General features: G+C 72.7%; 27 protein-coding genes and 1 pseudogene. 17 read left to right on the top strand and 11 right to left on the bottom strand.

All coding sequences use genetic code 11. The features are described from left to right. Window positions 1–260: 260 nt before the first annotated feature. Window positions 261–377 (top strand): annotated as a pseudogene (locus NE236_RS44940) (transposase family protein); the annotation flags it as partial. Between the two features lie 163 nt (window positions 378–540). On the opposite strand, the gene NE236_RS02385 reads toward NE236_RS44940, so the two are convergent. Then, the gene (locus NE236_RS02385) at window positions 541–774 is read right to left on the bottom strand and encodes a CsbD family protein (protein ID WP_252840095.1); all 234 of its coding nucleotides are present in this window, start codon (window positions 772–774) and stop codon (window positions 541–543) included. Window positions 775–1029: 255 nt separating this feature from the next. On the opposite strand from NE236_RS02385, the gene NE236_RS02380 reads away from it, so the two are divergent. Next, a complete protein-coding gene (locus tag NE236_RS02380) occupies window positions 1030–1677 on the top strand; it encodes a spermine/spermidine synthase domain-containing protein (protein ID WP_252840094.1) in 648 nt (215 codons plus the stop codon). On the opposite strand, the gene NE236_RS02375 is transcribed toward NE236_RS02380, so the two are convergent. Then, on the bottom strand, window positions 1650–2588 hold the full coding sequence (locus NE236_RS02375; protein ID WP_252840093.1) for an SRPBCC family protein: 939 nt from the start codon (window positions 2586–2588) through the stop codon (window positions 1650–1652). The genes NE236_RS02380 and NE236_RS02375 overlap by 28 nt on opposite strands. Next, complete coding sequence (locus NE236_RS02370) at window positions 2585–2902, bottom strand: ArsR/SmtB family transcription factor (protein WP_252840092.1); 318 nt, start codon at window positions 2900–2902, stop codon at window positions 2585–2587. The genes NE236_RS02375 and NE236_RS02370 overlap by 4 nt, the downstream gene beginning before the upstream one ends. 120 nt (window positions 2903–3022) lie before the next feature. Between NE236_RS02370 and NE236_RS02365 the strand changes: the two genes are divergently transcribed. Further along, window positions 3023–3823, top strand: coding sequence for a class I SAM-dependent methyltransferase (locus NE236_RS02365; RefSeq protein WP_252840091.1), 801 nt, complete (start codon window positions 3023–3025; stop codon window positions 3821–3823). 55 nt (window positions 3824–3878) lie between these two features. Here NE236_RS02365 and NE236_RS02360 read toward each other — a convergent pair whose 3' ends face one another. After that, a complete protein-coding gene (locus NE236_RS02360) occupies window positions 3879–4400 on the bottom strand; it encodes an ArsR family transcriptional regulator (protein WP_252840090.1) in 522 nt (173 codons plus the stop codon). Between the two features lie 54 nt (window positions 4401–4454). On the opposite strand from NE236_RS02360, the gene NE236_RS02355 reads away from it, so the two are divergent. The 6 genes from NE236_RS02355 (at window position 4455) to NE236_RS02330 (ending at window position 9621) form a co-directional block, all read left to right on the top strand. After that, complete coding sequence (locus NE236_RS02355) at window positions 4455–4643, top strand: SAM-dependent methyltransferase (RefSeq protein WP_252840089.1); 189 nt, start codon at window positions 4455–4457, stop codon at window positions 4641–4643. A 142-nt stretch (window positions 4644–4785) separates the two neighbouring features. Then, window positions 4786–5535 (top strand): FadR/GntR family transcriptional regulator, encoded by a 750-nt coding sequence (locus tag NE236_RS02350; RefSeq protein WP_252840088.1) that lies wholly within the window; start codon window positions 4786–4788, stop codon window positions 5533–5535. Between the two features lie 112 nt (window positions 5536–5647). Next, window positions 5648–7654: a beta-galactosidase gene (locus NE236_RS02345; protein ID WP_252840087.1), complete on the top strand. Its 2007-nt coding sequence runs from the start codon at window positions 5648–5650 to the stop codon at window positions 7652–7654. A gap of 96 nt (window positions 7655–7750) precedes the next feature. Continuing rightward, on the top strand, window positions 7751–7888 hold the full coding sequence (locus NE236_RS02340) for a hypothetical protein (RefSeq protein WP_252840086.1): 138 nt from the start codon (window positions 7751–7753) through the stop codon (window positions 7886–7888). Between the two features lie 29 nt (window positions 7889–7917). Continuing rightward, complete coding sequence (locus NE236_RS02335; RefSeq protein ID WP_252840085.1) at window positions 7918–8367, top strand: Gfo/Idh/MocA family oxidoreductase; 450 nt, start codon at window positions 7918–7920, stop codon at window positions 8365–8367. 219 nt (window positions 8368–8586) lie between these two features. Further along, the gene (locus NE236_RS02330) at window positions 8587–9621 is read left to right on the top strand and encodes a zinc-dependent alcohol dehydrogenase family protein (protein ID WP_252840084.1); all 1035 of its coding nucleotides are present in this window, start codon (window positions 8587–8589) and stop codon (window positions 9619–9621) included. Between the two features lie 180 nt (window positions 9622–9801). Here the strand turns inward: NE236_RS02330 and NE236_RS02325 are convergent, their stop codons facing one another. The 4 genes from NE236_RS02325 to NE236_RS02310 all read right to left on the bottom strand — a co-directional run bounded on the left by NE236_RS02325 (window position 9802) and on the right by NE236_RS02310 (window position 13021). After that, the gene (locus tag NE236_RS02325; RefSeq protein ID WP_252840083.1) at window positions 9802–10398 is read right to left on the bottom strand and encodes an STM3941 family protein; all 597 of its coding nucleotides are present in this window, start codon (window positions 10396–10398) and stop codon (window positions 9802–9804) included. Window positions 10399–10490: 92 nt separating this feature from the next. Further along, the gene (locus tag NE236_RS02320; RefSeq protein ID WP_252840082.1) at window positions 10491–11360 is read right to left on the bottom strand and encodes an ABC transporter permease; all 870 of its coding nucleotides are present in this window, start codon (window positions 11358–11360) and stop codon (window positions 10491–10493) included. A gap of 3 nt (window positions 11361–11363) precedes the next feature. After that, a complete protein-coding gene (locus NE236_RS02315; protein WP_252840081.1) occupies window positions 11364–12347 on the bottom strand; it encodes an ATP-binding cassette domain-containing protein in 984 nt (327 codons plus the stop codon). Further along, window positions 12344–13021 (bottom strand): PadR family transcriptional regulator, encoded by a 678-nt coding sequence (locus NE236_RS02310; RefSeq protein ID WP_252840080.1) that lies wholly within the window; start codon window positions 13019–13021, stop codon window positions 12344–12346. Before NE236_RS02310 ends, NE236_RS02315 begins: the two co-directional genes overlap by 4 nt. A 206-nt stretch (window positions 13022–13227) precedes the next feature. On the opposite strand from NE236_RS02310, the gene NE236_RS02305 reads away from it, so the two are divergent. From NE236_RS02305 to NE236_RS43210, 7 genes are all read left to right on the top strand, one after another. After that, a complete protein-coding gene (locus tag NE236_RS02305) occupies window positions 13228–14454 on the top strand; it encodes an isochorismate synthase (RefSeq protein WP_252840079.1) in 1227 nt (408 codons plus the stop codon). Between the two features lie 92 nt (window positions 14455–14546). Then, window positions 14547–15329 (top strand): tyrosine-protein phosphatase, encoded by a 783-nt coding sequence (locus tag NE236_RS02300; protein WP_252840078.1) that lies wholly within the window; start codon window positions 14547–14549, stop codon window positions 15327–15329. A 103-nt stretch (window positions 15330–15432) separates the two neighbouring features. After that, window positions 15433–16017, top strand: a complete 585-nt coding sequence (locus tag NE236_RS02295; protein ID WP_252840077.1) for a Uma2 family endonuclease — start codon at window positions 15433–15435, stop codon at window positions 16015–16017. Between the two features lie 99 nt (window positions 16018–16116). Next, window positions 16117–17286 (top strand): winged helix DNA-binding domain-containing protein, encoded by a 1170-nt coding sequence (locus NE236_RS02290; RefSeq protein WP_252840076.1) that lies wholly within the window; start codon window positions 16117–16119, stop codon window positions 17284–17286. Window positions 17287–17394: 108 nt separating this feature from the next. After that, window positions 17395–17829 (top strand): MarR family winged helix-turn-helix transcriptional regulator, encoded by a 435-nt coding sequence (locus NE236_RS02285; protein WP_252840075.1) that lies wholly within the window; start codon window positions 17395–17397, stop codon window positions 17827–17829. Beyond that, window positions 17826–19664 carry an ABC transporter ATP-binding protein gene (locus NE236_RS44260; RefSeq protein ID WP_252840074.1) on the top strand — a complete coding sequence of 613 codons (1839 nt, stop codon included), beginning with the start codon at window positions 17826–17828 and terminating at the stop codon, window positions 19662–19664. The genes NE236_RS02285 and NE236_RS44260 overlap by 4 nt, the downstream gene beginning before the upstream one ends. Then, window positions 19661–21445: an ABC transporter ATP-binding protein gene (locus tag NE236_RS43210; RefSeq protein WP_289849648.1), complete on the top strand. Its 1785-nt coding sequence runs from the start codon at window positions 19661–19663 to the stop codon at window positions 21443–21445. The genes NE236_RS44260 and NE236_RS43210 overlap by 4 nt, the downstream gene beginning before the upstream one ends. Window positions 21446–21454: 9 nt before the next feature. Here NE236_RS43210 and menD read toward each other — a convergent pair whose 3' ends face one another. The 3 genes from menD to NE236_RS02255 form a co-directional block, all read right to left on the bottom strand. Continuing rightward, entirely contained in the window at window positions 21455–23116 is a 1662-nt protein-coding gene (gene menD / locus NE236_RS02265; protein WP_252840071.1) for a 2-succinyl-5-enolpyruvyl-6-hydroxy-3-cyclohexene-1-carboxylic-acid synthase, read from the bottom strand. Continuing rightward, complete coding sequence (locus NE236_RS02260; RefSeq protein ID WP_252840070.1) at window positions 23113–24045, bottom strand: o-succinylbenzoate synthase; 933 nt, start codon at window positions 24043–24045, stop codon at window positions 23113–23115. The genes menD and NE236_RS02260 overlap by 4 nt, the downstream gene beginning before the upstream one ends. A gap of 97 nt (window positions 24046–24142) precedes the next feature. Further along, window positions 24143–25042 carry a 1,4-dihydroxy-2-naphthoyl-CoA synthase gene (locus NE236_RS02255; RefSeq protein ID WP_252840069.1) on the bottom strand — a complete coding sequence of 300 codons (900 nt, stop codon included), beginning with the start codon at window positions 25040–25042 and terminating at the stop codon, window positions 24143–24145. A gap of 190 nt (window positions 25043–25232) precedes the next feature. On the opposite strand from NE236_RS02255, the gene NE236_RS02250 reads away from it, so the two are divergent. Continuing rightward, window positions 25233–26399, top strand: a complete 1167-nt coding sequence (locus tag NE236_RS02250; protein WP_252840068.1) for an AMP-binding protein — start codon at window positions 25233–25235, stop codon at window positions 26397–26399. Window positions 26400–26415 lie beyond the last annotated feature (16 nt).

Genomic DNA, 26415 nt, shown 5'->3' with positions numbered 1-26415 from the left:
ACCGCCCAGACGATGGCCAGACCCGGCCCCGCACCGCCGGAAGCCCTAATCCACCGACACGTGAAAACTGGATCTGGATCTGGCCCACATCTCGTGATCGTTTCAGCCCCGGTGGCGGGTGCGTTCTGTGATCATGCTCGGGGTGTGATCATCAAAGTCTTGAAGTACTTCTGCCGCATCTGTCCGGGGTCCTCGTCGACCGCGTGGAGTTGGCCGAGGCGTACGTGTCGATCGGGGTCAGCCCTCGCGCCGATGGGGCGATGTGTTCCTCGTGTGGCGGCTGGTCGGAGCGAGTGCATAGTCGGTATGACCGGCGGCTGGCGGACGCAGCCCTCGGCGGACGGCGGGTGGCGATCCGGCTGCGGGCCCGCCGGTTCTTCTGCGATCACACTGGCTGCCGGGTCAGGACGTTCTCCGAGCAGATCGAGGGCTTGACATCGCGGTATGCACGGCGCAGCCCACTCCAGCCGGACGGCCGAAGAGTGTCTCGCAGCAAAGGCCGCCGGCACTGCTACTGCCGGCGGCCTTCCTGCTCAGGTGTTACCGCTCGAAGGTGCGACGGACTTCCTTCGCGGTGTCCTTGGCCTGCTCGCCGACCTGCTTGGCGCCGCCCGCCGTGCGGTCCCTGCGCCCCTCGGACTCGAGGTACGGGTCGTCGGCGGTCCGGCCCGCCGCCTCCTTGCCGCGGCCCTTCGCCTTCTGCATGCTGTTCTTCAGCTTGTCCAGGAGACCCATCGGCTCCCCCTTCCGTACGAAGCTGTACGGGCTGGTCATTCCCTTTCGTTGACGACCTATTCGGCCACCGCGACCTCACTGGACAACTCTCCGTCACCTCGCGTTCACAGAATCCCCGGCCGCCCGGCCGGTCCCTACCGCGCGCGGACCGGGCGGTGAGGCCGAGCTCCGCGCTCCTCCTCGGTGAACGCGGGCAAAACCGGTGACGCGACCAACCTCACACGGCACTCGCCGCCCCGGACGAGGATCACCGAAACCCTGTGGTGATCTTGAACGGCGGTAGGATGGCGGCTCATGGAGGTCCACGACCGGCGGCGGGGCCCGCACGGCGAGCTGGTGCTGCGCGGCGACGGCGAGCACTTCGAGATCATCAGCAATGGCGTGTTCCTCATGGACACGCGGGCCGGCGCGTCGGAGCGTCTCCTCGTCCGCGCCGCGCTCGACCTCCTCGGCCGCCCGGCCGACGTGCTCATCGGCGGCCTCGGCGTCGGCTTCTCCCTCGCCGAGGCCCTGCGCTCGCCGTACGCCCAGCGCGTGACCGTCGTCGAGCGCGAGGCAGCGGTGATCGGCTGGCACGCCGGGCCGCTGCGGCCCTACTCCGAAGGCGCCGTCGACGACCCGCGCGTGCGCGTGGAGTGCGCCGATCTCCTGGCCTGGCTGCGCGCGCCGGGAGATCCGTACGACGCGATGTGCCTGGACATCGACAACGGGCCGGAGTGGACGGTCACCGAGGGCAACGCCGCGCTGTACGGCCCCGAGGGCCTGGATCTGCTGGCACGTCGCCTGCGGCCCGGCGGGGTCCTGGCGGTGTGGAGCGCCGCCGCCGTCCCGGCGTTCGAGGAACGGCTCCGGGAGCGGTTCACCGGCGTGTCCGCACGTCCGGTCGAGGTCGCGCGCGGCGAACCGGACGTCGTCTACCTGGCCTCGGCCCGCGCCGCGTAGCGACGCTCCAGCTCTTCGGCCCGGTCGCCGGGCCGGGGACGTTCGACGCCCCGCAGCCGATCGGCCAGCAGGTCCAGCCGCAGGTGCCAGGCGGCGAGGGCCGCGGCGCGCCGCCCGCGTTCCTTCGCCGGGCCGGTCTGGGTGAGCACCACCCGGGTGCCCGCCGGATGGCCGCCGGTCAGCTCCCACCGCACCCGCCCGAGGGGCTCGTCTCCCGGCGGCCAGGCGTACTCCAGGAGTTCCGGAGCGGCCACTGCGGTGACCTCGCCCGGCGGCACCGGGTCGACGGAGGCCTCCGGCGACGGGGTGCCGCCGGCGACGGGTGCTCCGGGCCCGGCGAGCGCCGGCCAGACCTTCTCGATCGGGTGCGGCACGTTGCGCTCGAACCGGATCGTCCAGCCGCCGGCGTCCTCGCTCAGGTCGCCCTCGTCCAGGCCGAACGCCTCGGCGTAGGCGTCGTGCCGCCCGGCGTAGTCGTCCGGCACCGCCGCGAGCCCCGTGGGGTTCCCGGACAGGGACGACTCCAGCGCGGACAGGCAGCTCTCCCATCCGGCGGCGAAGCTGCCGGCCATCGGCCGGTCGGTGAAGGTGTGGGTGAAGACGAGGATGCACCCCTGGCCGTCGGGGCGCAGCTCCCAGCGCAGCGGATCGTCGTACCAGGTGAAGGCCAGCACGTGCGGCGGGTCGAGCTCGGTGATCTCGCCCGCGCCCAGGGGTAGCTGTTCGTGCTCCTGGCGGAACCTGATCTTCCCGCCGGGACGGAGGTCGAGCTCCTCCACCGTCGAGGGGAACCAGTGAGTGAGATGGGCGGGGTCGGTGAGGGCGCGCCAGACCTTCTCCACCGGATGTGCGAGCCGGCGCTCGAACCGCAGGACGCTGCGGCCGCCGGAGGTGTGCAGGGACGGGTTCATGTCTCGTCGGTCTCCATCGTGTCCAGGTGACGTTCCAGCGCGTCGAGCGAGTCGGCCCACAGCCGCCGGTAGGGGGCCAGCCACGCGTCGACCTCGGCGAGCGGCTCCGGGCGGAGCTCGTACCACCTCCGCTGCGCCTCGGGGCGGGCCCGGACGAGGCCCGCCTCGCGCAGGACCCGCAGGTGCTTGGAAGTGCCGGGCTGGGTCAGGCCGAGCTGTTCGGTCAGCTCACCGACCAGGCGGGGACGCTCCAGCAGCAGGTCCAGGATGCGGCGGCGGGCCGGTTCGGCCAGTACGTCGAAGGTCGCGGTCATCGCTTCAACATAATGGCATGGCTATATTACTGTCAAGGAATATAGCTGGCGCGAACTGGGAAGATCCCGCATCCGCCGACGGCGCGCCGTACGGCGCCGGCCGTGCGTACGCTGCCGGGCATGACGTCCTTCGACGCGTACGAGCGTGAGCTGTGGGCAGGGCGGGCCGAGGCGTACGAACGGGGCTTCGCGCGGTTGAGCGGGTGCACGGTCGAGCGGCTGCTGGACGCCGCCGGGGTGCGGGCGGGCGACCGGGTGCTCGACGTGGGGACGGGCCCCGGCCCGGTGGCGGCCGCGGCGGTGCGCCGGGGCGCCCAGGTGTCCGCCGTGGACGCCGACCCGGAGATGGCCGAGGCCGCGGCGCGCAACGTGCCCGAGGCGAAGGTGCACGTCGCCGTCCTTCCCTCGCTGCCCTTCGCTGAAGCGTCGTTCGACGCGGTGGCCGGAAACTTCGTCATCAACCATGTCGGTGAACCGGCGGCGGCGCTGGAGGAGCTGCGGCGGGTGCTGCGGCCCGGTGGGCGCCTGGCGCTGACCTGCTGGACGATGCCGGGCAGCGGGGTGCTCGCCGTCGTCCACCACGCCATGGAGGCGGTCGGCGTCCCCTGGCCGGAGGACGTGCCGGCGAGCCCGTTCATGGAGTACGGCCGGCGGGAGGCGTTCGGCGACCTGGTGGGCCGGATGTTCCGTGAGGTCACGGTGGACGAGCTCGACTGGGATTTCGAGTTCGAACCGGAGGAGTGGTGGCGGACGGGGGCGATGGCCAGGGTCGGCTCGAACGGCGTCGTGCTGGCGCGGCAGGATCCGGCGACCGTCGCCCGGGTCAAGGAGGCCTACGACCGGATCCTGGCACCGTACGCGACCGGGAACGGGCGGGTGCGCGTGCCCGCGCACGCGCTGCTGGCCCACGGCGTGCGCTGACGCCCCGGCGCCGCCGCGGACCCGGTCGACGGCGCCTACGACCTCGTTTCGGGTGTCAGCGGCGTGCGGCCAGCAGCAGGGCGAGCAACGGCACGACGCGTTCGGCGGGGACGGCGTACTCACCCCGCCCCTCGGCGCGCAGCCATCCCGCGGCGACCAGTTGCCGCAGGTGGTGGTACAGCTGCCCGCTCGTGCCCAACTGCTCGTGCTCGCCCAGCGCGGCGGTCGTGCGGGTGCCGAGGAGGATCTCGCGCAGGAGCAGCAGCCGGACCGGGTGCGCCAGCGCCGCGAGCGCCGCGGCGCCCTGCGCCCAGTCGGCGCCCGTCAGGTCCTCGGTGGTCCGGCCCTCCTGCCACTCGTAGTGCTCCCCCGTCGGCAGGTCGACCGTGCCCGTGAACAGCACCGCGCCCGGGGCCGCCACGCGCTCTTTCAACGCGTCGAGCGCCCAGAAGGCACCGGCTTCGGGGGGTCCGGCGGCGGGCTCTACGGACCGGTCCGCCTCCAGGCGGCCCACGCGCTCCTCCAGCCGCGCCAGCCGCTCGGCCAGGAACGCCGCGTCGGGCGGTTCATCGCTCATGGCGCCGATTATTACGAAGAAACGTAGTTACGTCCAATCGTAGATGCCTACTTGATGATCTTGAGCCGGACCTACGCCGACGCGCCGGCCCCGCTGATCACGCGGACGCCGGAGGAGATCGAGGCGGCGTTTCACGGCCGGGACCTCCTGTCTCCGGGCCTGGTCGACGTCGCCTGCTGGCGGACCGCGCGGCACCGGACGCCGGGGCCGCTGCGGGTGCTCGGCGGCGTCGCCCGCCTGTGACCGGCCGCCACGCCGCGCTGTGAACGTCGGACGTGGGATGTAACGACGTCAGGACGCGTACGATGCTCCCGACGGCGCGGCGACGAGCACATCCGGGCGTAGGGTGATAGCCGATGACCCCGCGCGTCGCCCGGAGGTTGGAGTGACGGAGAGGCGGGCCCCGCGCGGCCTGGCGCGACGGGTCGGCGGTCAGGTCCAGCACGAGATCATGCAGCTGATCCTCGACCGGCGCCTGCGGTCCGGCGACCCCCTCCCCACCGAGACGGAGCTCATGGAGGAGCTCGGGGTCAGCCGCAACTCCATCCGGGAGGCCCTGAAGGGCCTGCAGGCCCTGGACATCGTCGAGGTCCGCCACGGCTACGGCACCTACGTCGGGCAGCTGTCGCTCACCCCGCTCGCCGACGGCCTGACCTTCCGCACGCTGCACGAGCTGGGCAGTGACGTCCGCGCGCTCAGCGAGATCCTCCAGGTGCGGGAGATCCTGGAGGCGGGGCTGATCCGGCGCGTGGCCACCACCATCCCGGAGGAGGACATCGCCGCGCTCGACGCCGTCGTCCGCCGGATGGAGACGCGGGCACGGGCCGGGGAGACCTTCGCGGAGGAGGACCGGCAGTTCCACGAACTGCTGTACCGCTCGCTCGGCAACGCCCTCGTCCCGCAGTTCCTCGAGGTGTTCTGGAAGGTCTTCGACCGCGTGTCCGGCATCCGCGGCTGGAACCACGACCCCTCCCCCATCGGCACCGTCCGGCGCCACCGCGCGATCGTCACCGCGCTGCGGCGACGAGACGTCGAGGCTGCCGAACAGGCATTGAGCAGGCATTTCCGTAACATCGACACCCGCGTGGAGAAGGCCGCCCGCCGCGACCGGCCCGCCGGCGACGCCCGCCCCTGAGGCCCGCCCTTGACCGCCATTTCGGAAGGCGGTTATGTTACGCCGGACATAGGACGTCCTATGTCTGGATGCGGCCGCCGGGCCGGGAACCACGACAGGGAGCGGCGGGAACGTGAACAGGATCGGCAGGCTCCGGGACCGCCTGGGGCGCATCGCCTACGGCGGCGACTACAACCCCGAGCAGTGGCCCGAGCCGGTCTGGGAGGAGGATCTCCGGCTCATGAAGGAGGCCGGCGTCGACCTGGTCAGCGTCGGGATCTTCTCCTGGGCGACCGTGGAGCCCGAGCCGGGGACGTACACGTTCGGCACGCTGGACCGGGTCCTGGACCTGCTGGCCGACGGCGGAGTCGCCGCGTGCCTGGCCACGATGACGGCCTCCCCGCCGCCCTGGCTCACCGCGCGCCACCCCGAGATCCTGCCGACCGGCGCCGACGGCGCACGGATGTGGCCGGGCGGGCGGCAGCACTACTGCCCGTCCAGCCCGGTCTACCGGGAGCACGCCGTCCGCCTGGCCGAGCGGATCGCCGACCGCTACGCCGGTCACCCGGCCCTGGCGCTGTGGCACGTCGGCAATGAGTACGGCAACGTGGCGCCGTGCCACTGCGACGTCTCCGCCGACGCGTTCCGGCACTGGCTGCGGGAGCGGTACGACTCGGTCGACGCCCTGGGCGACGCCTGGTCGACGACGTTCTGGTCCCAGCGGTACTCCTCCTTCGACGAGGTGCTGCCGCCGCGCAGCCCGGCGCCGTTCGCCAACCCCGCCCACGCGGTCGACTACGCGAGGTTCTCCTCCGACGAGCTGCTGGCCTGCTATCTCCTCGAGAAGGAGGTCCTGCGGCGGGTCACCCCGGACGTCCCGGTGACCACGAACTTCCCGCCCTCGCTGCGGCCCGCCGACCTGTGGACGTGGGCGCCGCACCTGGACGTCGTCGCCTACGACGCCTACCCCGATCCGCACGACCCGGCGGCCGACGCCAAGGTCGCCTTCTCGTACGACGTCATGCGCTCGCTGCGCGGTGGGCAGCCCTGGCTGCTGATGGAGCAGGCGCCGAGCGCGGTGAACTGGCGTGCCCGCAACGCTCCCAAGCCCGCGGGCGCGATGCGGCTGTGGAGCTGGCAGGCCGTCGCGCACGGGGCGGACGCGGTGATGTTCTTCCAGTGGCGGCAGTCCCGGGGCGGCGCCGAGAAGTTCCACTCGGCGATGGTCCCGCACGGCGGGCCCACGGGCCGAGTGTTCGAGGAGGTCCGCGAGCTCGGCCGGGAACTGGCCGCCCAGCCGGCGCTGGCGGGGGCGCGGGCACCGCGCGCGGACGTCGCGATGGTCCTGGACTGGCCGAGCTGGTGGGCGCTCGAACAGGACGCCCACCCGAGCGCGGACGTGCGCTTCCTGGACGCCGCCTGGGCGCACCACGGCCCGCTGTACGACGCGAGCGTCGCGTGCGACGTCGTCGGCCCGGACGCCGACCTGTCGCCGTACCGGCTCGTCGTCGTCCCCAACCTCTACCTGGTCGCCGAAGAGGCCGCCCGCAATCTGGAACGGTACGTCGAGGGCGGCGGCACGCTGGTGATGTCGTTCTTCTCCGGCATCGTCGACCCGCATGACCGGGTCCACCTGGGCGGGTATCCCGGGCCGTTCCGGCGGATGCTGGGGCTGCGGGTGGAGGAGTTCTGGCCGCTGCCGGAGTCGGGGCGGATCGGGCTGTCCCAGGGCACCGGCACCGTGTGGTCGGAGGAGGTGATCCTGGAGGGCGCCGAGGCCGTCGAGCACTTCACGACGGGCGACCTGGCCGGCCGGCCGGCGGTCACGCGCCACCGGTACGGCCGGGGCACGGCCTGGTATCTGGCCACCCGCCCCGACCCGGTGACCATGCGCGGTCTCGTCGACCGGGTCCGCGAGGGGGCCGGTGTCCGCCCCGTCCTGCCCGGCCTGCCCGGCGGGGTGCAGGCACGGGCCAGGGTGACCGGCGACGGCCCCTGCTACATCGTCCTCAACCACCGGGCCACCCCCGTGACGGTGCACCTGCCCGCCCCGATGCGCGGCCTCCTGGACGGGGCGGACGCCGCCGACACGGTGCACCTCCCGCCCCGCGGCGTCGCGCTGCTCCGCTCCGCCGACTGAGACGACGCACGCCTTGACCGGCCCTCTCCCCGTCCGGGCGAGGGGCCGGTCGCTTGTGCACTGGTCAACGCCCGAAAAAGCGACGCGCTGGACCAGGTGACGGGTCGGCACGTGGCCTTCACCCACAGTGGTGCGACCCTGGGACTCATCGCCGGTGAACTCCTCGCCGACGAGATCGTCACCGGGGAGCGCAGCCCGCTGCTGGAGGCGTTCCGCCCCGGCCGCTTCCAGTGACCCGCCTGACCAGGAAAGGAACCGACTCGATGACCACACCGGTACGCATCGGCCTCGCCGGCTACGGCTTCGGCGGCAGATACTTCCACGCCCCGCTGCTCGCCTCGGCCACGGAGTACGAGTTCCTCGGGGTCGTCACGACCTCCCCCGAACGCCGGGAACAGGTCGCCGCCGACCTGGACCGGCCGGCGTACGCCTCGCTCTCCGAACTGGCCGCAGCCGGCGCGTCACCGGCCTCCGAGGGCGAGCGCTGGGGCGTGGAGCCGGAGGAGCGCTGGGGAAGCGTGCGGCGCGGCGATGAGGCCGAGCCCGTCCCGTCCGAACGCGGCAGGTGGGACCTGTTCTACCCGGCGTTCGCCGCGGCGGTGCGCGGGACCGGCCCGCTCCCCGTCGACCCCTGGGACGCGGTCGCGACCGCCACCGTCCTGGACGCCGCCCGCGCCAGCGCCACGAGCGGTCAGGTCGTCGCCCTCTCATGAGCGGCAGGACCGGCCGGAGCTTCGCCGTCCGTCTCGCGCCGGGAGCGCGCGAAACGGACGGCCCTGTCAGGATCAACGGGACGGTGCCGGTCGCAGATCGGAGAGCGCCGGGACCGCAGTGGTGCGGTCCCCGGGCGTGACCCGGTCGCCGAGGCCTGGACGGACGGCCTCGCTCGCCGGTGGATACGGTGTGCCGGGGATCGAGAAAGGGGCGGGCCGGTGCGGGCGGTGGTGTACGACGGGTTCGGGTGGACGCCGGAGGTGCGGGAGGTGCCCGACCCTGAGCCGCCGCGCGCCGGGGTGGTCATCCGGGTCGAGGCGACCGGGCTGTGCCGCAGCGACTGGCACGGCTGGATGGGCCACGACCCCGACATCACGACGTTCCCGCACGTACCGGGGCACGAGCTCGCCGGGGTCGTCGCGGCCACGGGTCCGGACGTGCGCGGGTGGCGGTCCGGCGACCGGGTGACGGTGCCGTTCGTGTGCGCGTGCGGCCGATGCCCGGCGTGCGCGGCCGGCGACCAGCAGGTGTGCGAGCGGCAGACCCAGCCCGGTTTCACTCACTGGGGCTCCTTCGCGGAGTACGTCGCGATCGACGACGCCGACGTCAACCTCGTGGCCCTGCCGGATGACCTGCCGTTCGCGACGGCGGCCGCGCTGGGCTGCCGGTTCGCCACGGCGTTCCGCGCCGTCACCGCGCGGGGGCGCGTCGCACCGGGCGAATGGGTCGCCGTACACGGGTGCGGCGGCGTCGGCCTGTCCGCGGTGATGATCGCCGCCGCGTGCGGGGCACGGGTCGTCGCGGTCGACGTCTCCCCCGGCGCGCTGGAACTGGCCCGCCGCTTCGGCGCCGCCGCGTGCGTCGAAGGCCCGGAGGGTGTGGCCGAGGCCGTGCGGGAGATCACCGGGGGCGGCGCGCACGTGTCCCTGGACGCGCTCGGCAGCCCGGCGACCTGCGCGGCGTCCGTCGAGAGCCTGCGCCGCCGGGGGCGTCACGTCCAAGTGGGCCTGCTGCCGCCGGCGGCCGGGCCGGCCGTGGTGCCGATGCACCGGGTGATCGCGCTGGAGCTGGAGGTCCTGGGCAGCCACGGCATGGCCGCGCACGCCTACGGCCCGATGATGGCCATGGTCGCGGCCGGCGTGCTGCGGCCGGACCTGCTCATCACCCGGATGATCGGCCTGGCCGACGCCCCTGCCGCCCTGGCGGCGATGGGGACCGCCCCGTCCGCGGGCGCCACGGTCATCGTGCCCTGATCGCCCCCTCCTGCAGATGGGCGAACACCCGGCGTAGCAGGTCATGGAGCACGGCGCGTTCGTCGTCGTCGAGGGGTGCCAGAACGTCCTCCTGCACGGCCGACGCCTCGGCCGTCAGGTCGGCCAGGGCTCCGCGACCCGGACGGTAACCTGCTGGAACCCCAGTCTTACTAGAGGTCGTCAGCGCCGCATGCCGCCGACCGACCGCGGATCGATCGCGGGGCGGACGGGAACGGCGGTCACTCGCCGGACGGCGGCCAGCACCTCCGCGAACGGCATCGCCAGGTCATGGGGCCGCACGAAGATCGGGCCGCCCACGCGCTTGATGCCGCTGCGGGCGAATCGGCGTGGCATGCCGCGCAGGCCCGCGAGGACCCGGTCGGCGTCGACGGGGACGAAGACGATGATCTTCGCGGTCCGATCATCCGGCGACCGGCTCACGATCCGGACCTCGGCGATGTCGGACCACGGCAGCGCCACCCGCGCCGAGTGCAGCACGACCCGTTCGGAGCCCAGGGTGAGGAGAGGGAGCCGCCGCACGGTGCGCCACACCGCCCGCGCGACGAACCCGCCCAGCCATACGGTCCCCACCCCACAGACGACGCACAGCACCACGGCGACCGGTTCGATCCGCCCCTCGTCCTTCGCCCTGAACGCCAGGAAGGTGGTCACGAAGATCGCGATCAACGCGAAGGCGGCCGAATCGCGCAGACCTCGCCAGGCGTAGCCGATCTCCACGACGGCGGGCCGGGATCCTGTCTCTGGCGTTCCTGGCACGGGGGCCCTTTCCGGGAGTGTCATCCGTACGACCGGGGACGGCGCGCCGCCGGCCGTGCGCATCCTACGGCCGGCGGCGGTTTCCGGGTCGGTCAGTCGGTGCGGCGGAACTGCGCGACCGCCGCTCCCAGGAGCACCACGCCCAGCACCAGGACGAGGACGACCTCCAGCGCGGGCGGCACGTGCCAGCCGAACCACGTGACTCCGGGGTTGAACCGGCGCAGCAGCGCCGGGCTCGCCTTGATGTGGGCGAACACCACGTGCCGCAGCGGGTCGACGGCGTAGGTCAGCGGGTTGATCCGGGTGAGCAGATTGAGCCAGCCCGGCAGCCCGGACAGGGGGAACAACGCGCCGGACAGGAACAGCATCGGCATCATCGCCATCTGCATGATGCCGAAGAAGGACTGCATCTTCTTGATCCTCGCGGCGAGCACGACGCCGAACGCTGTGATCGTGAACGCCCCGATGAACATGACGAGGACGAGCAGGACCAGCATCACCGGGTCGTACGGGACGCCGACCAGGCCGGCGAGGGCGAGGATGACGATTCCCTGGAAGGTGGCGACGATCGCCCCGCCGAGGACCTTGCCGACGACGATGGCGGCGCGGCTGACGGGGGCGACGAGCATCTCGCGCAGGAAGCCGAACTCCCGGTCCCACACGATCGAGGCGGCCGAGAACATCGCCGTGAACATCACCGACATGGCGATGACACCGGGGAAGATGAACGTCTTGAGGTTCACGCCCCCGCCGCTCGCCACGAGCGACGACAGGCCCGTCCCCATGATCAGCAGCCACAGCACCGGCTGGACCAGCTGGGAGATCATGCGGGTGCGGTCGTAGAGGAAGCGGAGCAGCTCCCGGTGCAGCACGATCTTCACCGCGCGCAGGTCGTGACGCAGGCTGCGCCGCGCGACCCGTACCCGGGCGACCTCGGCGACCGGATGGACGTCAGTGGCCATCTGTCATCTCCTCCCCATCATCCGCATCCAGTCGTTCGCCCCGGCCTCGGCGTCGCGGATCGTACTGCCGGTGTAGCTGAGGAACACGTCGTCGAGTGAGGGCCGGGCGACGTGCACCGATCGGATCGGCACCCCCAGCTCGGCGAACAGGCGCGGCACGAACTCCTCGCCGGAGGGCACCGCGAAGGTGACGGCGCGCTCGTGGATACCGGCGTCGATGGCGAACCGCTCCTTGAGGGCGACGATCGCCGCCTCGTCGTCGGCCGTGGCGATCTGCACGCGGTCCTTGCCGACGCTGGCTTTGAGGTTCTCCGGGGTGTCGAGGACGACGATCTCACCGTGATCGATGATCGCGATGCGGTCGCAGAACTCGGCCTCCTCCATGTAGTGCGTGGTGAGGAAGATCGTGATGTCCTCGGTCTTCCGGAGCTGGTCGATGTAGCCCCAGATCGCCGCCCGGGTCTGGGGGTCCAGGCCGACCGTCGGCTCGTCGAGGAAGAGGACGCGGGGTGAATGGAGGAGGCCGCGGGCGATCTCAAGCCGCCGTTTCATGCCGCCGGAGAACGTCTCGACCTTGCCGTCCCTGCGGTCGAGCAGGTCGACCATCGTGAGGACCTGGGTGATGCGGTCGTCCATGACGTCCTTCGGCACGCCGTACAGCTCGCCGTGGAAGCGCAGGTTCTGCTCCGCGGTCAGGTAGGCGTCGAGCGTGGGGTCCTGGAACACGAGGCCGATGTTGCGGCGGACCTCGTCGCGCTCGGCGACGACGTCGTGGCCGGCCACCCGCGCGGTGCCCCCGCTGGGCCGGACCAGCGTGCACAGCATGCTGATCGTCGTCGTCTTGCCCGCGCCGTTGGGACCGAGGAAGCCGAAGACCTCCCCCGGCGCGACCTCGAAGTCGATGCCCTTGACGGCCTCGAGGTCGCCGTACTTCTTCGCCAGGCCCTCCACCGCGACGGCGGGGCCCCTTCCGTCGGCCGAGGTCACGCGTCCTCCCGGGGATCTTCGGCGAGCAGCCGGTAGAGGGCACGGCGGGTGCCGGCGAGGATCTCGCGGGCGTCGCCGCGCTGGTCGGGGGTGCCGGCGATCATCACCTGCCGCATGGCCATGCCTACCTGGTCGAGCAGGTGGTGCAGGCCGACCATCTCCTCGCTGACCGAGTCAGCGACCTCCTCCCAGGGCTCCGCGCCGTCCCGGCGCTCCTTGAGATGGGCGAACCCCGCCTCGGTGAGGTGGTAGGTGCGCCGACCGCCGTCCTCCTCCGACCGGACCAGCCCCTCGTCCTCCAACTGCTGGAGGGCCGGGTAGACCGAGCCCGGGCTGGGCCGCCAGATCCCGTTACTGCGCTCGGCGATCTCCTGGATGATCTGGTAGCCGTTGCGCGGCCCCTCGGCGAGCAGGGCCAGCGCGGCCGCGCGGACATCCCCCTTCTTGACCTTCGGCGCCGGGCCGTGCGGCATCGGACCGCCGAACCCGAACCCGGCCGGCCCCGGCGGGCCGGGGGGACGCGGCGGCAGGGGCGGCATCGGCGACAGGCCCGGGGGGCCGGGCGGGAACGGCAGGCCTCCCCCGGGATGCGGCGGCATTCCGCCGGCGGCGTTCATCACGGGGTGAGCGGCCGGACCGTACGCATCGGCCCCGTGAGGCGGTTGGTGTCGCATACATTCTCCTCGCGATCATCTAGATACGTTAACGATATATCTAGAATGTTCCCCGAACAACCGACATACCGCGATGTTTAGCCTCCGATCCGGCGGCTACCCTCCAATCCGGACATTCGTCGAGGTGGCGACTGCTCTCGGACCCCCGCCATCGCAGCGGACCCCACTGTTTGAACGGGTTCAACTTTCCCGTACAGTGGGTTCTCGTGAACCTCGCTGTTGGAGTCCCGGAGCGGCTCGCCGTACGCACCGTCCCCGTGCGCGCGCCCGAGGACCTGCTGGCACGGCTCCCCCACTCCGAGGCGCTGGCCTGGGTGCGCCACGGCGACGGGCTCGTCGGCTGGGGCGAGGCCGCACGTGTCGCCGTCCCGCCAGGCGAGGACCGCTTCACCTGGGCGCGCGAGTGGCTCGCGGCGCTCTTCGACGCCGCCACGGTCGACGATCCCCTGCAGGTGCCCGGCTCCGGGCCGGTCGCCTTCGGCAGCTTCTCTTTCGATCACCGCTCCGGGGAGTCGGTGCTCATCGTGCCGCGCACCGTCCTGGGCCGCCGCGACGGCCGCGCCTGGTACACCACCATCGGCGAGCACGCCGACCCGCTGACCCTCCTCCGCCCTCCGGCGCCCCCCTCAGGCGTCCGCTGGGCCGACGGCCACGTCACCGCGCCGAGACACATGCGGGCCGTGGCCGCCGCCGTCGAACGCATCCGCGCCGGGCACCTGTCGAAGGTCGTCCTCGCCCGCGACCTGCTGGCGGTGGCCGAGGAGCCCATCGACAGCCGGATCCTGCTCCGGCGCCTGGCCGACCGTTTCCCCTCGTGCTACACCTTCGCCTGCGCCGGGCTGGTGGGCGCGACGCCCGAGCTGCTCGTCCGGCGCATGGGCGGCCAGGTCGAGTCGCTGGTGCTGGCCGGGACGATCGCCCGCGGCCCGGACGAGGACTCCAGCGCCGCGACCCTGTTCACCTCGGCCAAGGACCGCGAGGAGCACTCCTACGCCGCCGACATGGTCCGCGCCGCCCTCGCCCCCCTCTGCCGCGACCTGACGGTGCCCGCGGAGCCGCGGATTCTGCGGCTGTCGAACCTCATCCACCTTGCCACGCCGGTGCGCGGGCGCCTCGACGAAGAGCGCTCGGTGCTGGACGTCGTCGGCGCGCTGCACCCGACGCCGGCCGTCGGCGGCACGCCCACCGACGCCGCCCTGGACCTGGTCCGTGAGCTGGAGGCGATGGACCGCGGACGCTACGCGGGGCCGGTCGGCTGGATCGACGCCCGCGGCGACGGCGAGTGGGGCATCGCGCTGCGCTGCGCGCGGGTCGAGGGCCCGCGCGCCCGCCTGTACGCCGGCGGTGGCATCGTCGCCGGGTCCGACCCGGCCGCCGAACTCGCCGAGACCCAGACCAAGCTGCGCGCCATGCAGTACGCCATCGAAGGCTGAGGCGTCCCGCACCCCGCACCGTCACCGTCCCGCCGATCATCGCGCCCCCTCATGACGTGGGACGGACATTCCGGCCGGATAGGGTCCGAGTCATGACTAGATGGATCGAACTGGAGGGCGCGGTCAACGTCCGGGACCTGGGCGGCCTGCCCACGGCCGACGGCGGCCTGATCCGCCCCGGCGTGCTGCTGCGCTCGGACAACCTGCAGGACCTCACCGGGACCGACGTCCACCGCCTGATCGCGGACCACGGACTGCGCAACGTCATCGACCTGCGCAGCGAGGCCGAGGTGAACCTCATGGGCCCCGGCCCGCTCACCCGCGAGCCCACGGTCACGATCCACCACCTGTCCCTGTTCACCGAGGGCGGCCGGTTCACGGACGTCGAGGCCGACACCCTCGACACCGACAAGATCCTGCCCTGGCAGAGCCGCCAGGAGGCCGGCCCCGAAAGCGACCGCTCCGTCGGGCACTACCTCGGCTACCTCGCCGACCGCCCCGACTCCGTCGTGAACGCGCTGCGCGTCGTCCCCGGCGGCACCTCGATCGTGCACTGCGCCGCAGGGAAGGACCGCACCGGCGTCGTCATCGCCTTCGCCCTCCACGTCGCGGGCGTGCCGCGCGAGGAGATCGTCGCCGACTACGCGGCGACCGGGGAGCGCCTGGAGGCCATCCTCGCCCGCCTGCGGGCCAGCCCCGTCTACGCCCAGGACCTCGACTCACGGCCCGCCGACACCCACAGGCCGCACTCCCACACGATGGAGAAGTTCCTCGCCGTCATCGACGAGCGCTTCGGCGACCCGCTCGGCTGGCTCGAACGCCACGGCTGGACCGACGACGACACCACCGCCCTCCGCACCACCCTGCGCGGCTAATCGCGCACCGGAGGTCGATGACTTTCTGTGATGGCGCAGTCGCATTTAGTGTTAGGCTTCTGGCCAGGCCGCTGAAGCCGAGCATTGGGGAATCATGTCTGTTATGACCTCACTGCCCGAATGGCTCTACCCCGGGCCGGAGGGCGGCTGGACGTCGGACCATCTGGACGCCCTTCCGCCCGACGCACCCAAGCATGTCGAGCTGATCGACGGAGCCCTCGTCTTGATGTCGCCGCAGACCAAGTTCCACATGCTGGTGGTCAACCTGCTCACCGACGCGCAGTTCGGCATCCGTCCACCCGAGGGTCTCACCGTCGTCCGGGAGATGACCGTCAAGCTCGGCCTGCGGCAGCGTCCAGAGCCCGACGTGATGCTCGTCGCGGATCAGCGTCCCGACGATCTCGACCGCACCTACTACCTTCCCGAAGAGGTACGCCTTGTCGTCGAGGTGGTCTCCCCGGAATCCGAGGACCGAGACCGGTTCACCAAGCCGATCAAGTACTCGGAGGCCGGCATCCGATATCTCTGGCGGATCGAGCGTGACGGACGCCGACCCGTGGTCTACACCTACGAGCTGGACCCTTCCATCCGGGCCTACGTGCCCACCGGCGTCCACCACGGCCGCGTGCGCACGAACATCGGATTCGACGTCGATCTGAATCTTGATCTGGGCACGGTCCATCACTGAGGAACAGCCGACCGCCCGGACGCGGGTGATCGCCGTCTACGCGTCCTCTCTTGCGATTGCGGAAGGAAACTGACCGCTTTCGCCCGTAGTGTGCTGGCCATGGAGATGCTTCGCTCGTCCGAACCGGCGCCGTCCCCCACCGCAGCGGCGGGCTCCTCCCCGCGGTCGTCGATCTCGGGGGAGGTCATCGGTCGCCGCGCCTTGAACCGGGCACTGTTGGCCCGCCAGACGCTGCTCGCCCGCGAGGCGCTTCCGGCCGTGCGGGCGGTGGACCGTCTGGTGGGCATGCAGGCGCAGGCGCCGCTCGCGCCGTACGTCGGGCTGTGGACCCGGCTGGAGGGCTTCCAGGCCGACGACCTCGCCGACCGGATCAACGGCCGAGACCTCGTCCGCATCGCGCTGATGCGCGGCACGATCCATCTCGTCAGCGCCGCCGACTGCCTCGAACTGCGCCCGCTGCTCCAGCCCATGCTCGACCGCGCCCTCAAGTCCGGGTACGGCCGGCACCTGACCGGCCTGGACGTGGGGGAGGTCGAGACCGTCGGCCGGGCCCTGATGGAGGAGCAGCCCCGGACGTTCGCCGAGCTGGGCGAGTCACTCGGCGAGCGCTGGCCGGACCGTGACCGGGGTGCGCTCACCGCGGTCGTGCGGACCCGGGTTCCCCTCGTGCAGCTGCCGCCACGGGGCATCTGGGGCCGGGGCGGGCGGGCGGTGCACACGTCGGCCGAAGCCTGGCTGGGCCAGCCGCGGTCCCCGGAACCCTCGCCGGAGGACATGGTGCTGCGCCATCTCGCCGCGTACGGCCCGGCGAGCGTCAAGGACCTGCAGGTCTGGTCGGGCCTCACCCGGCAGCGCGAGGTCATCGAGCGGCTCCGTCCCCGCCTGCTGTCCTTCCGCGACGAGAAGGGCATCGAGCTGTTCGACCTGCCCGACGCGCCGCGGCCCGATCCGGACGTCCCGGCTCCGCCGCGGTTCCTGCCCGAGTACGACAACCTGCTGCGCTCGCACGCCGACCGCACCCGCGTCCTTCCCGACGAGCACCGCGGCCGGCTCGCCACGCCGAACGACTCCCCGCGACCGACCTTCCTCATCGACGGTTTCGTCCACGGCACCTGGCGGATCTCCCGCGGGCGCGACCGCGCCGTCCTCACCGTGGAACCGTACGCACCGCTGGCCGCCCGGGACCGTACGGCACTGGCCGAGGAGGGCGCCCGGCTGCTGGCCTTCGCCGCCGGCGGCGCCGCCCACGACATCCGGATCATCGACTGACGGGTCTGCCCGCATTCCGGATTCAGTTCGCCAAGGCGAACTTATCCGGCGGTTATTACCTATAAATTAGGTTGTTCCGTACGCAGGTGCGAACTATATTTGCCAGTCATGGACGATACGGCGGATGTGGTGGGCCGTGCGGCGACCGGCCTGGTGCAGCGGATGCGGGCCGAACGACCGCGCGACGGGCTCACCCTGTCGATGGTCAGTGTGCTCTCCCACCTCGACCGGGCGGGGCCCCTGACGCCCGGAGCACTGGCCGAGCTGCAGAAGGTCGAGCCGCAGACGATGACGCGGACGCTGTCCCGGCTGGAGGCGGAGGGCCTGATCGACCGCGTCCCCGACGAGATCGACCGCAGACGGATGCGGATCGGACTCACCGACGCGGGGCGGCGGCGCCTGGCCGAGCATCTGCGGCCGAGGTTCGACTGGCTGGCCCAGGCCATGGAACGGCTGACCCCGACCGAGCGTGAGCTGCTGCGGCTGGCCGGCACGCTGATGGAGTCCCTGGTCTCGTGGGACGACCCGGTGGTCGCCCCGTGAGGCCGCCGGCCGTGCTCCGTGCCTCGCCCCGCTACCGCGTGCTCAAGGCGCTGGCCGCCGGCTCCCCCGGCCTGCTGGCCGGCGCACTCGTCTTCATGCTCGCCGAAGGCCTGATCCCGAACCTCGTCCTGATCACCATGGGCCGTACGGTCGGCGCGATCCCGGCCGCGGTCCGCTCCGGGCTCGGCTCCCAGGACGGGGACGTGCTCCTGACCCGGCTGACCGTGGCGGGCCTGCTGTACGCCCTGTCGCTGCTGCGGGGCCCCGCCGAGGACGTCCTGACCGCGATGGTCCAGGCGAAGATGGCCGCGGTGCAGCAACGGCGGCTCATCGAGGCAGTCTGCGCGCCCGCCGGGATCGCGCACCTGGAGGACCCGGCGGTGCTCGACCGGCTGGCGTCCGCCCGCGGCGAACTGTCCGCCTACGAACCCGCTGGAGCGGCGATGACCCTGATCGGGCAGCTCGGCGACCGGCTGTCGGGGGCGCTCGCCTGCCTCGTCCTGGCCGGGTTCCGATGGTGGCTGGGGCTGGGCCTGTTCGCGATGTGGCTGCTGGTCCGGCGGCCGCTGCGGGCGCTGGTCCGAGCGCGGATCGCCACCTTCCGGAAGGCCACCGAACCGCTGCGGCGCAGCTGGTACTACCTCCACCTGGCCTTCCGCCCCTCCGCCGCCAAGGAGGTGCGGGTCTTCGGCCTCGGCCGCTGGCTCGTCGGCAACTACCGCGATCGCGACACCGAGGCGATGCGGCCCGCCGTGGAGGAGGTGCGGCTGCTCAACCGGCGGGTCGCCCTGTCCGGCGTGCTGGTCCTGGCCGGGTACGGAACCGCCGTGGCGACGCTGGGGACGGCCGCGGCCCGGCACGCGCTGCCCCTCGGCACTCTCGTCACGATGCTGACGATGCTGCCCGCCACCCTGCAGGTCGGCGGGCTGACGGCGGCCGACATCGCCTTGGAGACCATGCTGTCGTCGGTCCCCGATCTGGACGTGCTGACCTCCGACCTGCGGCCCCCGCCCCTCCCCTCCGGCGGCGGACGATCCGTGACCGGACGACCGCACCACGAGATCCGTTTCGAGGGTGTCTCGTTCCGCTATCCCGGCACCGACCACGACGTGCTCCACGGCCTGGACCTCGTTCTGGAGGCCGGCCGGTCCACCGCGATCGTCGGGGTCAACGGAGCCGGGAAGAGCACGCTCATCACCCTGCTGGCCGGGCTGCGCACGCCCACCGAAGGCCGCATCCTCCTCGACGGCGTCCCCCTCGAGGAGTTCCCCGTACGGGAGTGGCAACGGCACGTCGCGGCGGTGTTCCAGGACTTCACCCGTCTGCCGCTCACCGCCCGCGAGAACGTCACGATGGGCCTGCACGGCGACCGGGACGACCCGGACGTCCTGGAGGCGGTGGCGCGCCGCGCCGGCGCCGCGTCCCTGGTCCAGGAGCTTCCGGACGGCTGGGACACCGTCCTGTCCGCGCAGTACGACGGCGGACGGGACCTGTCCGGCGGACAGTGGCAGCGGATCGCGCTCGCCCGCGCCCTGTACGCCGTCGAGCGCGGTGCGGGCGTCCTCGTCCTCGACGAGCCGACCGCCCAGCTCGACGTCCGGGCCGAGGCGCGCTTCTACGACCGCTTCCTGACCATCACCGAGGGCGTCACCGGCCTGATCATCTCGCACCGCTTCTCGACCGTCCGCAGGGCCGACCGGATCGCCGTCCTCGACGGTGGCCGCGTCACCGAACTCGGCGGCCATGACGAGCTGCTCCGCGCCGGCGGCACCTACGCCGAGATGTTCTCGGTCCAGGCCGCCCGCTTCGCACCGACCCGGGAGACACGCCGATGAAAGGCATCCGCCCGATCACGGCGATGATCGTCACCGCGTGGCGGGCGGCTCCCGCGACGCTGCTGTGGTCGTTCGCGGCGGCCACCCTCGCGGCCGCCGCCTCGGCCACCTTCCCCCTCGGCTTCCACTACATGGTCGACGGGACGCTCGCCCACCGCTCCGACGAGATCACCGTCGGCGTGGTCATCGTGACGCTGCTGTTCAGCCTGGCGGCGACGCTCGGCACGCTGTCCGTCACCGGCAACTGGACGCTCACCGACCGCCTCAACCTCTTCGTCTCCGAGCGCATCGCGCTCTTGCTGAGCACCGCGCCGCGGCTGGAGCACTTCGAGCGCCAGGACCTGCTGTCGGAGATCGACCAGCTCCGCGACGACCGGCGCGCGCTGGCCTCCGCGCCCCGGCAGCTCCTCCGGGCCTGGCAGGTCGTGATCAGGGGCAGTGCGATCATGGTCCTGCTGGCGACCGTGTACCCGCCGGTCATGCTGATGCCGCTGTTCGGGCTGATCCCCGCGCTCGCCGACCGTCGGGCCGCGCGCGTCCAGGCGCGGACCGGCGACGAACTCACCCCGGTCCGGCGGCTGATCGGCGACCTGTTCACCCTCGCGACCACGGCCGGCACCGCCAAAGAGCTGCGCACGTACGGCGTCACCGACGCCCTGGCCGCCCGACACGCCTCCCTCACCGAGGACGCGCTCCGGCGCGGCGTGCGCGGAGCGATCCGCGGTGCGGCGTGGGAGGCGCTGGGCTGGACCGGGTACGCCGCCGCCTTCGTCGGCGTCATCATCGTGCTGGTCCTGCGCGCCGCCCACGGGCACACCTCCCCCGGCCAGGTCGTCATGGCGGTGAGCCTGATGCGCCGCGCCCAGAGCCAGGTCGCCGGAGCCTCCGACACCGCGGGCTCCCTGGCGACGGCCCTGCGGACCGCCCGGCGGCTGCTCTGGCTCGAGGACTACGTCGCGCGGGAGAACCGCGCGCCCGCCCCCGCCCGGGTCCCCGACCGCCTCCGCGCGGGCATCCGCCTGGAGGGCGTGGGGTTCCGCTATCCGGGGGAGGGCGAGGACGTCCTGCACGACCTCACCGTGGACCTGCCCGCCGGGGCAACGGTCGCGATCGTCGGTGAGAACGGCGCGGGCAAGACGACGCTGGCCAAGCTGCTCACCGGGATGTACCGGCCGTCCACCGGGCGGATCCTGGTCGACGGCGCCGACCTGGCCGCCGCCTCCCCCGCCCGCTGGCGCGCCCGCACCACGGCGGTGTTCCAGGACTTCGTCCGCCCCAGCCTCCTGGCCCGCGAGGCCGTCGGCATCGGCGACCTGCCCCGGATCGAGGACGAGGAGGCGGTGGGCTCCGCGCTCGCGGCCGCCGGCGCCGACGATCTGGTGGCCGGGCTGCCCGACGGGCTCGCCACTCCCCTCGGCCGCTGGTTCACCGGCGGCGAGCAGCTGTCCGGCGGCCAGTGGCAGCGGATCGCGCTCGCCCGCGGGCTCATGCGCTCCGATCCGTTGCTGACCGTCCTGGACGAGCCGACCGCGGCACTGGACCCCGCCGCCGAGGCCGAACTGTTCACCCGGTTCGCCGCACTGTCGCGGTCCGGGCACCGGGCCGGCGGCGTGACCCTGCTCGTCTCGCACCGCTTCTCCACCGTACGGACGGCCGACCTGATCATCGTGCTGGAGGGCGGCCGCATCACGGAGGTGGGCGACCACGAGACGCTGCTCGCCCGGGAAGGCGGCTACGCTCAGCTGTTCACCCTGCAGGCCCGGGCGTACGAGACCGGCTGAGCGGTCCGCTCAGACGCCGAGGAGCGCCCGGATCGCGTCCTGCGCCGCCTCCCGTATCCGGGCGTGGAACTCGGCGTTCGCCACCCGGTCGGTCCGCGCCTCCACGATCCGCAGGCCCTCCTTGGCCACGACCTTCGGCAGGTCGCTCAGGGACTCCAGCCGGGCGTACGGAATGCCGTGCGCCGCCGCGATCGAGCCGATGTCGACCTGGTGCGGCGTGGCGAACACCCGCTCGAACGGCTCGGGGAACCCCGCCTGCGGCAGCAGCGAGAAGATCCCGCCGCCGGCGTTGTTGATCACGATGAGGGCCAGGTCGGGACGGAGATCCTCCGGGCCGAGGATCAGGCCGTTCTGGTCGTGGAGGAAGGCGAGGTCGCCCAGCAGGGCGTAGGAGCGGTTGCCGTGCGCCAGCGCCGCCCCCATCGCCGTCGACACCAGCCCGTCGATGCCGCTCGCCCCCCGGTTGGCGAGGATGCGGATGCCCCGGCGCGGATGCATCGTCTGGTCCAGGTCGCGGATCGGCATGCTCGCCGCGGCCAGGAGCAGCGAACCGCCCGGGATCGTCGCGACGAGGTCCCGTGCGAGCCTGGGCTCGGTCAGGTCGTCCGTGGCGTCCAGGACCGAGTCCACCGCGTTGCGCGCGATGAGGTCCGCCGTCCGCCACGACTTCAGCCACGAGTCGTCGCCCGACACGACGGGGATCTCCGCCTCCTGCGCCACCTGCGTGGCCGACCGGACCGGGTCCGGCCAGCGCGCCAGCGACGGTGAGACGACGACGTGCTGCTCGGCGCGGCGCAGGAACGACAGCAGCGGCCGGGACAGCCCCGGCTTGCCCAGCGTCACCACGACGTCCGGGTGGTGCCGGTCGACGAACTCCGGAACGCCCAGCAGGAAATGGTGCGCCGACAGGGCGTGGTCGCCGTAGCGGGCGTTGCCGTTCGGCTCGGCCAGCACCGGCCAGCCCGCCATCGACGCCGCCGCGACGTAACGCTTGACGTTCACGGCGCCGTCGCCCACCACGAGGACCCCACGCCGGGTCGGGGGCACGTGCAGCACCGAACCCGGCGTCGCCGCCCGCACCTTGGTCCAGGGGCCGGTGACGTCGCCCTCCAGCGGCTCGCACCAGTCCTCGTCTCCGTCGGGGATCAACGGCTCGCGGAACGCGAGGTTCAGGTGGACCGGCCCCGGGTCGGGCTCCAGCGCAACATGCCAGGCGCGGCTGGCCAGCGACCGCCAGTACGCCACCATGCCGGGGCGCTCCTCCGGCGTGCCGACCTCACAGCTCCAGCGCACGGCCGAGCCGTACAACTTCACCTGGTCGATGGTCTGGTTCGCGCCCGTGTAGCGCAGCTCCGGCGGCCGGTCGGCGGTCAGCACCAGCAGCGGCACCCCGGCCTCGTGGGCCTCCACCACGGCCGGGTGGAAGTTCGCGGCGGCCGTCCCCGACGTGCACACCACCGCCACCGGGCGGCCGCTGCGCTTGGCGAGGCCGAGCGCCAGGAACGACGCCGACCGCTCGTCGAACCGCACGTGCAGCCGGATCTTCGACTGCTGGTACAGCGCGAGGGCCAGCGGCGCCGACCGCGAGCCGGGTGCCAGCACCACGTCGGTCAGGCCGCAGCGCGTCAGCTCGTCGACCAGCACGGTCGCCAGCGCGGTCGCCGGGTTCATCGCACCGCCCCCGCGTCCGTCACCAGCGGCGCTCCACCCAGCTCCTCCTGCGCCTGGACCGCCCGCCGTCGCCACGCGGCGTCGTCGATCTCGTACCGGCGCAAAGCGTCCTCGGCGACCTCGGGGCGGCGTACGTCGATCGCGCCGTCGGTCACCGTCAGCGGGTCGGACGTGACGTCGCCCTCCAGGAGCGACAGGGTCCCGAGCCCGCACGCGTAGGGCAATTCGGGCAGCGCGGCGGCCAGCGCCGCCCCCGCCGCGAGCCCCACCGAGGTCTCCACCGCGCTCGAGACCACCACCGGCAGCCCGCACGCCTCGGCCACCCGCAGCGCGGCGCGCACCCCGCCCAGGGGCTGCACCTTGAGCACGACGATGTCGGCGGCCTCGGCCGCGCGGACCCGCAACGGGTCCTCGGCGCGCCGGATCGACTCGTCGGCGGCGATCGGCGTGTCCACCCGGCGGCGTACGAGGGCCAGCTCGTCCAGCGTCGCGCAGGGCTGCTCGGCGTACTCCAGCTCGCCCAGGAGCGTCAGCCTGCGGACGGCGGTGTCGGGGTCCCAGGCGCCGTTCGCGTCCACCCGGACCTTCCCGCCGGGCCCGAGCGCGTCACGGACCGCCTCGACCCGCGCCAGATCGTCCGCCTCGCTCTGGCCGGGCTCGGCGACCTTCACCTTGGCGGTGCGGCAGCCGGACACGCGGGTGATGCGGTGGGCCGTCTCGGCGTCGACCGCCGGGACGGTGACATTGACCGGGATGCGGGACCGCAGCGGCGCGGGCCATCCGTCATGCGCCGCCTCACGGGCCGCGGCGAGCCAGCGGGCGCACTCCTTCGGGCCGTACTCCGGAAAAGGGGAGAACTCCCCCCATCCGGCCGGGCCCCGCACCAGCATCCCCTCTCGCCGTGTCACCCCGCGAAACCGTGTGCGCATCGGGATGGCGAACACGCGCAACGCTGACCCCCTGTCCGGAGACGCTCTTTCCCGCCTTACCTTAGGGCCGCATGTCCCCCGCTCGTGCACCGGATGGTCAGTAGTACCAGGGGAAACGGGACCAGTCCGGTGCGCGCTTCTCCAGGAAGGAATCGCGGCCCTCGGCTGCCTCGTCGGTCATGTACGCCAGGCGGGTCGCCTCACCGGCGAAGACCTGCTGGCCGACGAGACCGTCGTCGATGAGGTTGAAGGAGTACTTCAGCATCCGCTGCGCCGTCGGGCTCTTGCCGTTGACCTTCCGCGCCCACTCCAGCGCCGTCCGCTCGAGGTCGGCGTGCGGCACGACGGCGTTGACCATGCCCATGCGGTGCGCCGCCTCGGCGTTGTACGTCTCGCCCAGGAAGAAGATCTCCCGGGCGAACTTCTGCCCCACCTGCCGGGCGAGGTACGCCGAGCCGAAGCCCCCGTCGAAGCTGGCGACGTCCGCGTCGGTCTGCTTGAACCGCGCGTGCTCGCGGCCGGCGAGCGTCAGGTCCGCGACGACGTGCAGGCTGTGCCCACCGCCGGCCGCCCAGCCGGGGACGACGCAGATGACCACCTTGGGCATGAACCGGATCAGTCGCTGCACCTCCAGGATGTGCAGCCGGCCGGCGCGCGCGGGGTCGATGGTGTCGGCCGTCTCGCCTTCGGCGTACCGGTAGCCGTCCCGGCCCCGGATCCGCTGGTCACCGCCCGAGCAGAACGCCCACCCGCCGTCCTTCGGGGACGGGCCGTTGCCGGTCAGCAGCACGCATCCCACGTCGCTGGACATCCGGGCGTGGTCGAGCGCGCGGTAGAGCTCGTCGACGGTCCGCGGCCGGAACGCGTTGCGGACCTCGGGCCGGTCGAACGCGATGCGCACCGTGCCCTGGTCGACCGCTCGGTGATAGGTGATGTCGGTGAAGTCGAAGCCCTCGACCGCCTTCCACGCGTCCGGGTCGAACAGCTCGGAGACCATGCGGTGTTCCCTTCCAGCCCGTCGGCGGCCCGCTGCATGCGGGTGCCCGCTCTATTCAATCGGGTCGGTGAGGTGGTCTCGCATCCGGTTCCCGGCCCGTGGCCGAGGGCGGCGTCATGCCCGGCGCCTTTACATAGTAATTTAACTCTCAACGGTCGGTCGCCCGATCTGGACTAACCTGATCGACGTCATGAGCCGAAACCTGCACGCCGTAGTCCTGCCGCCCGGTCCCCCGCTGCTTCGCCGCCTCGAGGCGGCCCTCGACGGCAGCGGCCCGGCGATCTGCCCCATCTCCCCCGAGCTGCCCGCCCCCGCCCTGGGCAGGCTGCTCGACGCGCTGCGCCCCTCCTGGGTGGAGACCGCCGACGGGCGACACCGGTACGACTGCGGCGCCGGGTGCGCGCCGGGCCCCGCGGTGGCCGACGACACGGCGCTGCTGATCGCCACGTCCGGGTCGACCGGGACCCCGAAGGCCGTCGAGTTGTCGGCGACCGCACTCCGGCACTCCGCCTCGGCGACCCTGTCGCGGGTGACCGCCCGGCCGGGCGAACGCTGGCTGTGCTGCCTGCCGACCAGTCACATCGCCGGTGTCCAGGTGCTCGTACGATCCCTGGTCGCCGCCACGGACCCGGTGATCCATCCGCGCTTCGACGTCGCGCGGGTCGCCGGATCCGGCGCGGCACACATCTCGGTGGTGCCCACCCAGCTGCGCCGGCTCATCGACGCGGACGTCGACCTGCGCGCCTTCCGTTCGATCCTGCTCGGCGGGGCGGCTGCGTCGCCCGATCTGGTGGAGACGGCGCGCTCGCGCGGCGGCCGGATCTTCACGACGTACGGCATGAGCGAGACGTGCGGCGGCTGCGTCTACGACGGCACCCCCCTCGACGGCGTGTCCGTCGACATCGGCGCCGACGGGCGCATCCGGCTGGCCGGCCCGGTGCTGTTCACCGGCTACCGGCTGCGGCCGGAGACGACCGCCGCCGTACGCGACGGCGCGTGGTTCGTCACCCAGGATCTCGGCGCGATCGAGGACGGGCGGCTGCGCGTGCGGGGCCGGGCCGACGACGTCATCGTCACCGGCGGCGAGAAGGTCGTGGCGGGCGAGGTCGCGGCGGTGCTGGCCCGCCATCACGCCGTACGGGACGTCGCCGTGGTCGGTCGCGGCGACCCCGAGTGGGGCGAACGCGTGACGGCCGTGGTGGTCCCCGGCGACGACCCGCCCGACCTCGAGGAGCTCCGCGCCTGGGTTCGCGCGGAGCTCCCCGCGTACGCCGCACCACGTCAGCTCGAACTCGTCGAGGAGCTGCCGCTGCTCCCCTCCGGCAAACCCGACCTGGAGCGTCTGCGCCAGGCGTGATCCGCAGGGGATTCCG

Source organism: Actinoallomurus purpureus (assembly GCF_024055795.1).
Lineage (GTDB): Bacteria > Actinomycetota > Actinomycetes > Streptosporangiales > Streptosporangiaceae > Actinoallomurus > Actinoallomurus purpureus.
This window is presented reverse-complemented; position numbering and strand designations above follow the sequence as displayed.

Excerpts from the sequence above, each read along its gene's own strand:
- NE236_RS02260 (WP_252840070.1), bottom strand. The coding sequence starts at position 24,045 with ATGCGCACACGGTTTCGCGGGGTGACACGGCGAGAGGGGATGCTGGTG.
- NE236_RS02380 (WP_252840094.1), top strand. The coding sequence starts at position 1,030 with ATGGAGGTCCACGACCGGCGGCGGGGCCCGCACGGCGAGCTGGTGCTG.
- NE236_RS02370 (WP_252840092.1), bottom strand. The coding sequence starts at position 2,902 with ATGACCGCGACCTTCGACGTACTGGCCGAACCGGCCCGCCGCCGCATC.
- NE236_RS02360 (WP_252840090.1), bottom strand. The coding sequence starts at position 4,400 with ATGAGCGATGAACCGCCCGACGCGGCGTTCCTGGCCGAGCGGCTGGCG.
- NE236_RS02255 (WP_252840069.1), bottom strand. The coding sequence starts at position 25,042 with ATGGTCTCCGAGCTGTTCGACCCGGACGCGTGGAAGGCGGTCGAGGGC.
- NE236_RS02375 (WP_252840093.1), bottom strand. The coding sequence starts at position 2,588 with ATGAACCCGTCCCTGCACACCTCCGGCGGCCGCAGCGTCCTGCGGTTC.
- NE236_RS02295 (WP_252840077.1), top strand. The coding sequence starts at position 15,433 with ATGACCTCACTGCCCGAATGGCTCTACCCCGGGCCGGAGGGCGGCTGG.
- NE236_RS02355 (WP_252840089.1), top strand. The coding sequence starts at position 4,455 with ATGATCTTGAGCCGGACCTACGCCGACGCGCCGGCCCCGCTGATCACG.
- NE236_RS02320 (WP_252840082.1), bottom strand. The coding sequence starts at position 11,360 with ATGGCCACTGACGTCCATCCGGTCGCCGAGGTCGCCCGGGTACGGGTC.
- NE236_RS02300 (WP_252840078.1), top strand. The coding sequence starts at position 14,547 with ATGACTAGATGGATCGAACTGGAGGGCGCGGTCAACGTCCGGGACCTG.
- NE236_RS43210 (WP_289849648.1), top strand. The coding sequence starts at position 19,661 with ATGAAAGGCATCCGCCCGATCACGGCGATGATCGTCACCGCGTGGCGG.
- NE236_RS02310 (WP_252840080.1), bottom strand. The coding sequence starts at position 13,021 with ATGCGACACCAACCGCCTCACGGGGCCGATGCGTACGGTCCGGCCGCT.
- NE236_RS02250 (WP_252840068.1), top strand. The coding sequence starts at position 25,233 with ATGAGCCGAAACCTGCACGCCGTAGTCCTGCCGCCCGGTCCCCCGCTG.
- NE236_RS02385 (WP_252840095.1), bottom strand. The coding sequence starts at position 774 with ATGACCAGCCCGTACAGCTTCGTACGGAAGGGGGAGCCGATGGGTCTC.
- NE236_RS02335 (WP_252840085.1), top strand. The coding sequence starts at position 7,918 with ATGACCACACCGGTACGCATCGGCCTCGCCGGCTACGGCTTCGGCGGC.
- NE236_RS02290 (WP_252840076.1), top strand. The coding sequence starts at position 16,117 with ATGGAGATGCTTCGCTCGTCCGAACCGGCGCCGTCCCCCACCGCAGCG.
- NE236_RS02365 (WP_252840091.1), top strand. The coding sequence starts at position 3,023 with ATGACGTCCTTCGACGCGTACGAGCGTGAGCTGTGGGCAGGGCGGGCC.
- menD (WP_252840071.1), bottom strand. The coding sequence starts at position 23,116 with ATGAACCCGGCGACCGCGCTGGCGACCGTGCTGGTCGACGAGCTGACG.
- NE236_RS02285 (WP_252840075.1), top strand. The coding sequence starts at position 17,395 with ATGGACGATACGGCGGATGTGGTGGGCCGTGCGGCGACCGGCCTGGTG.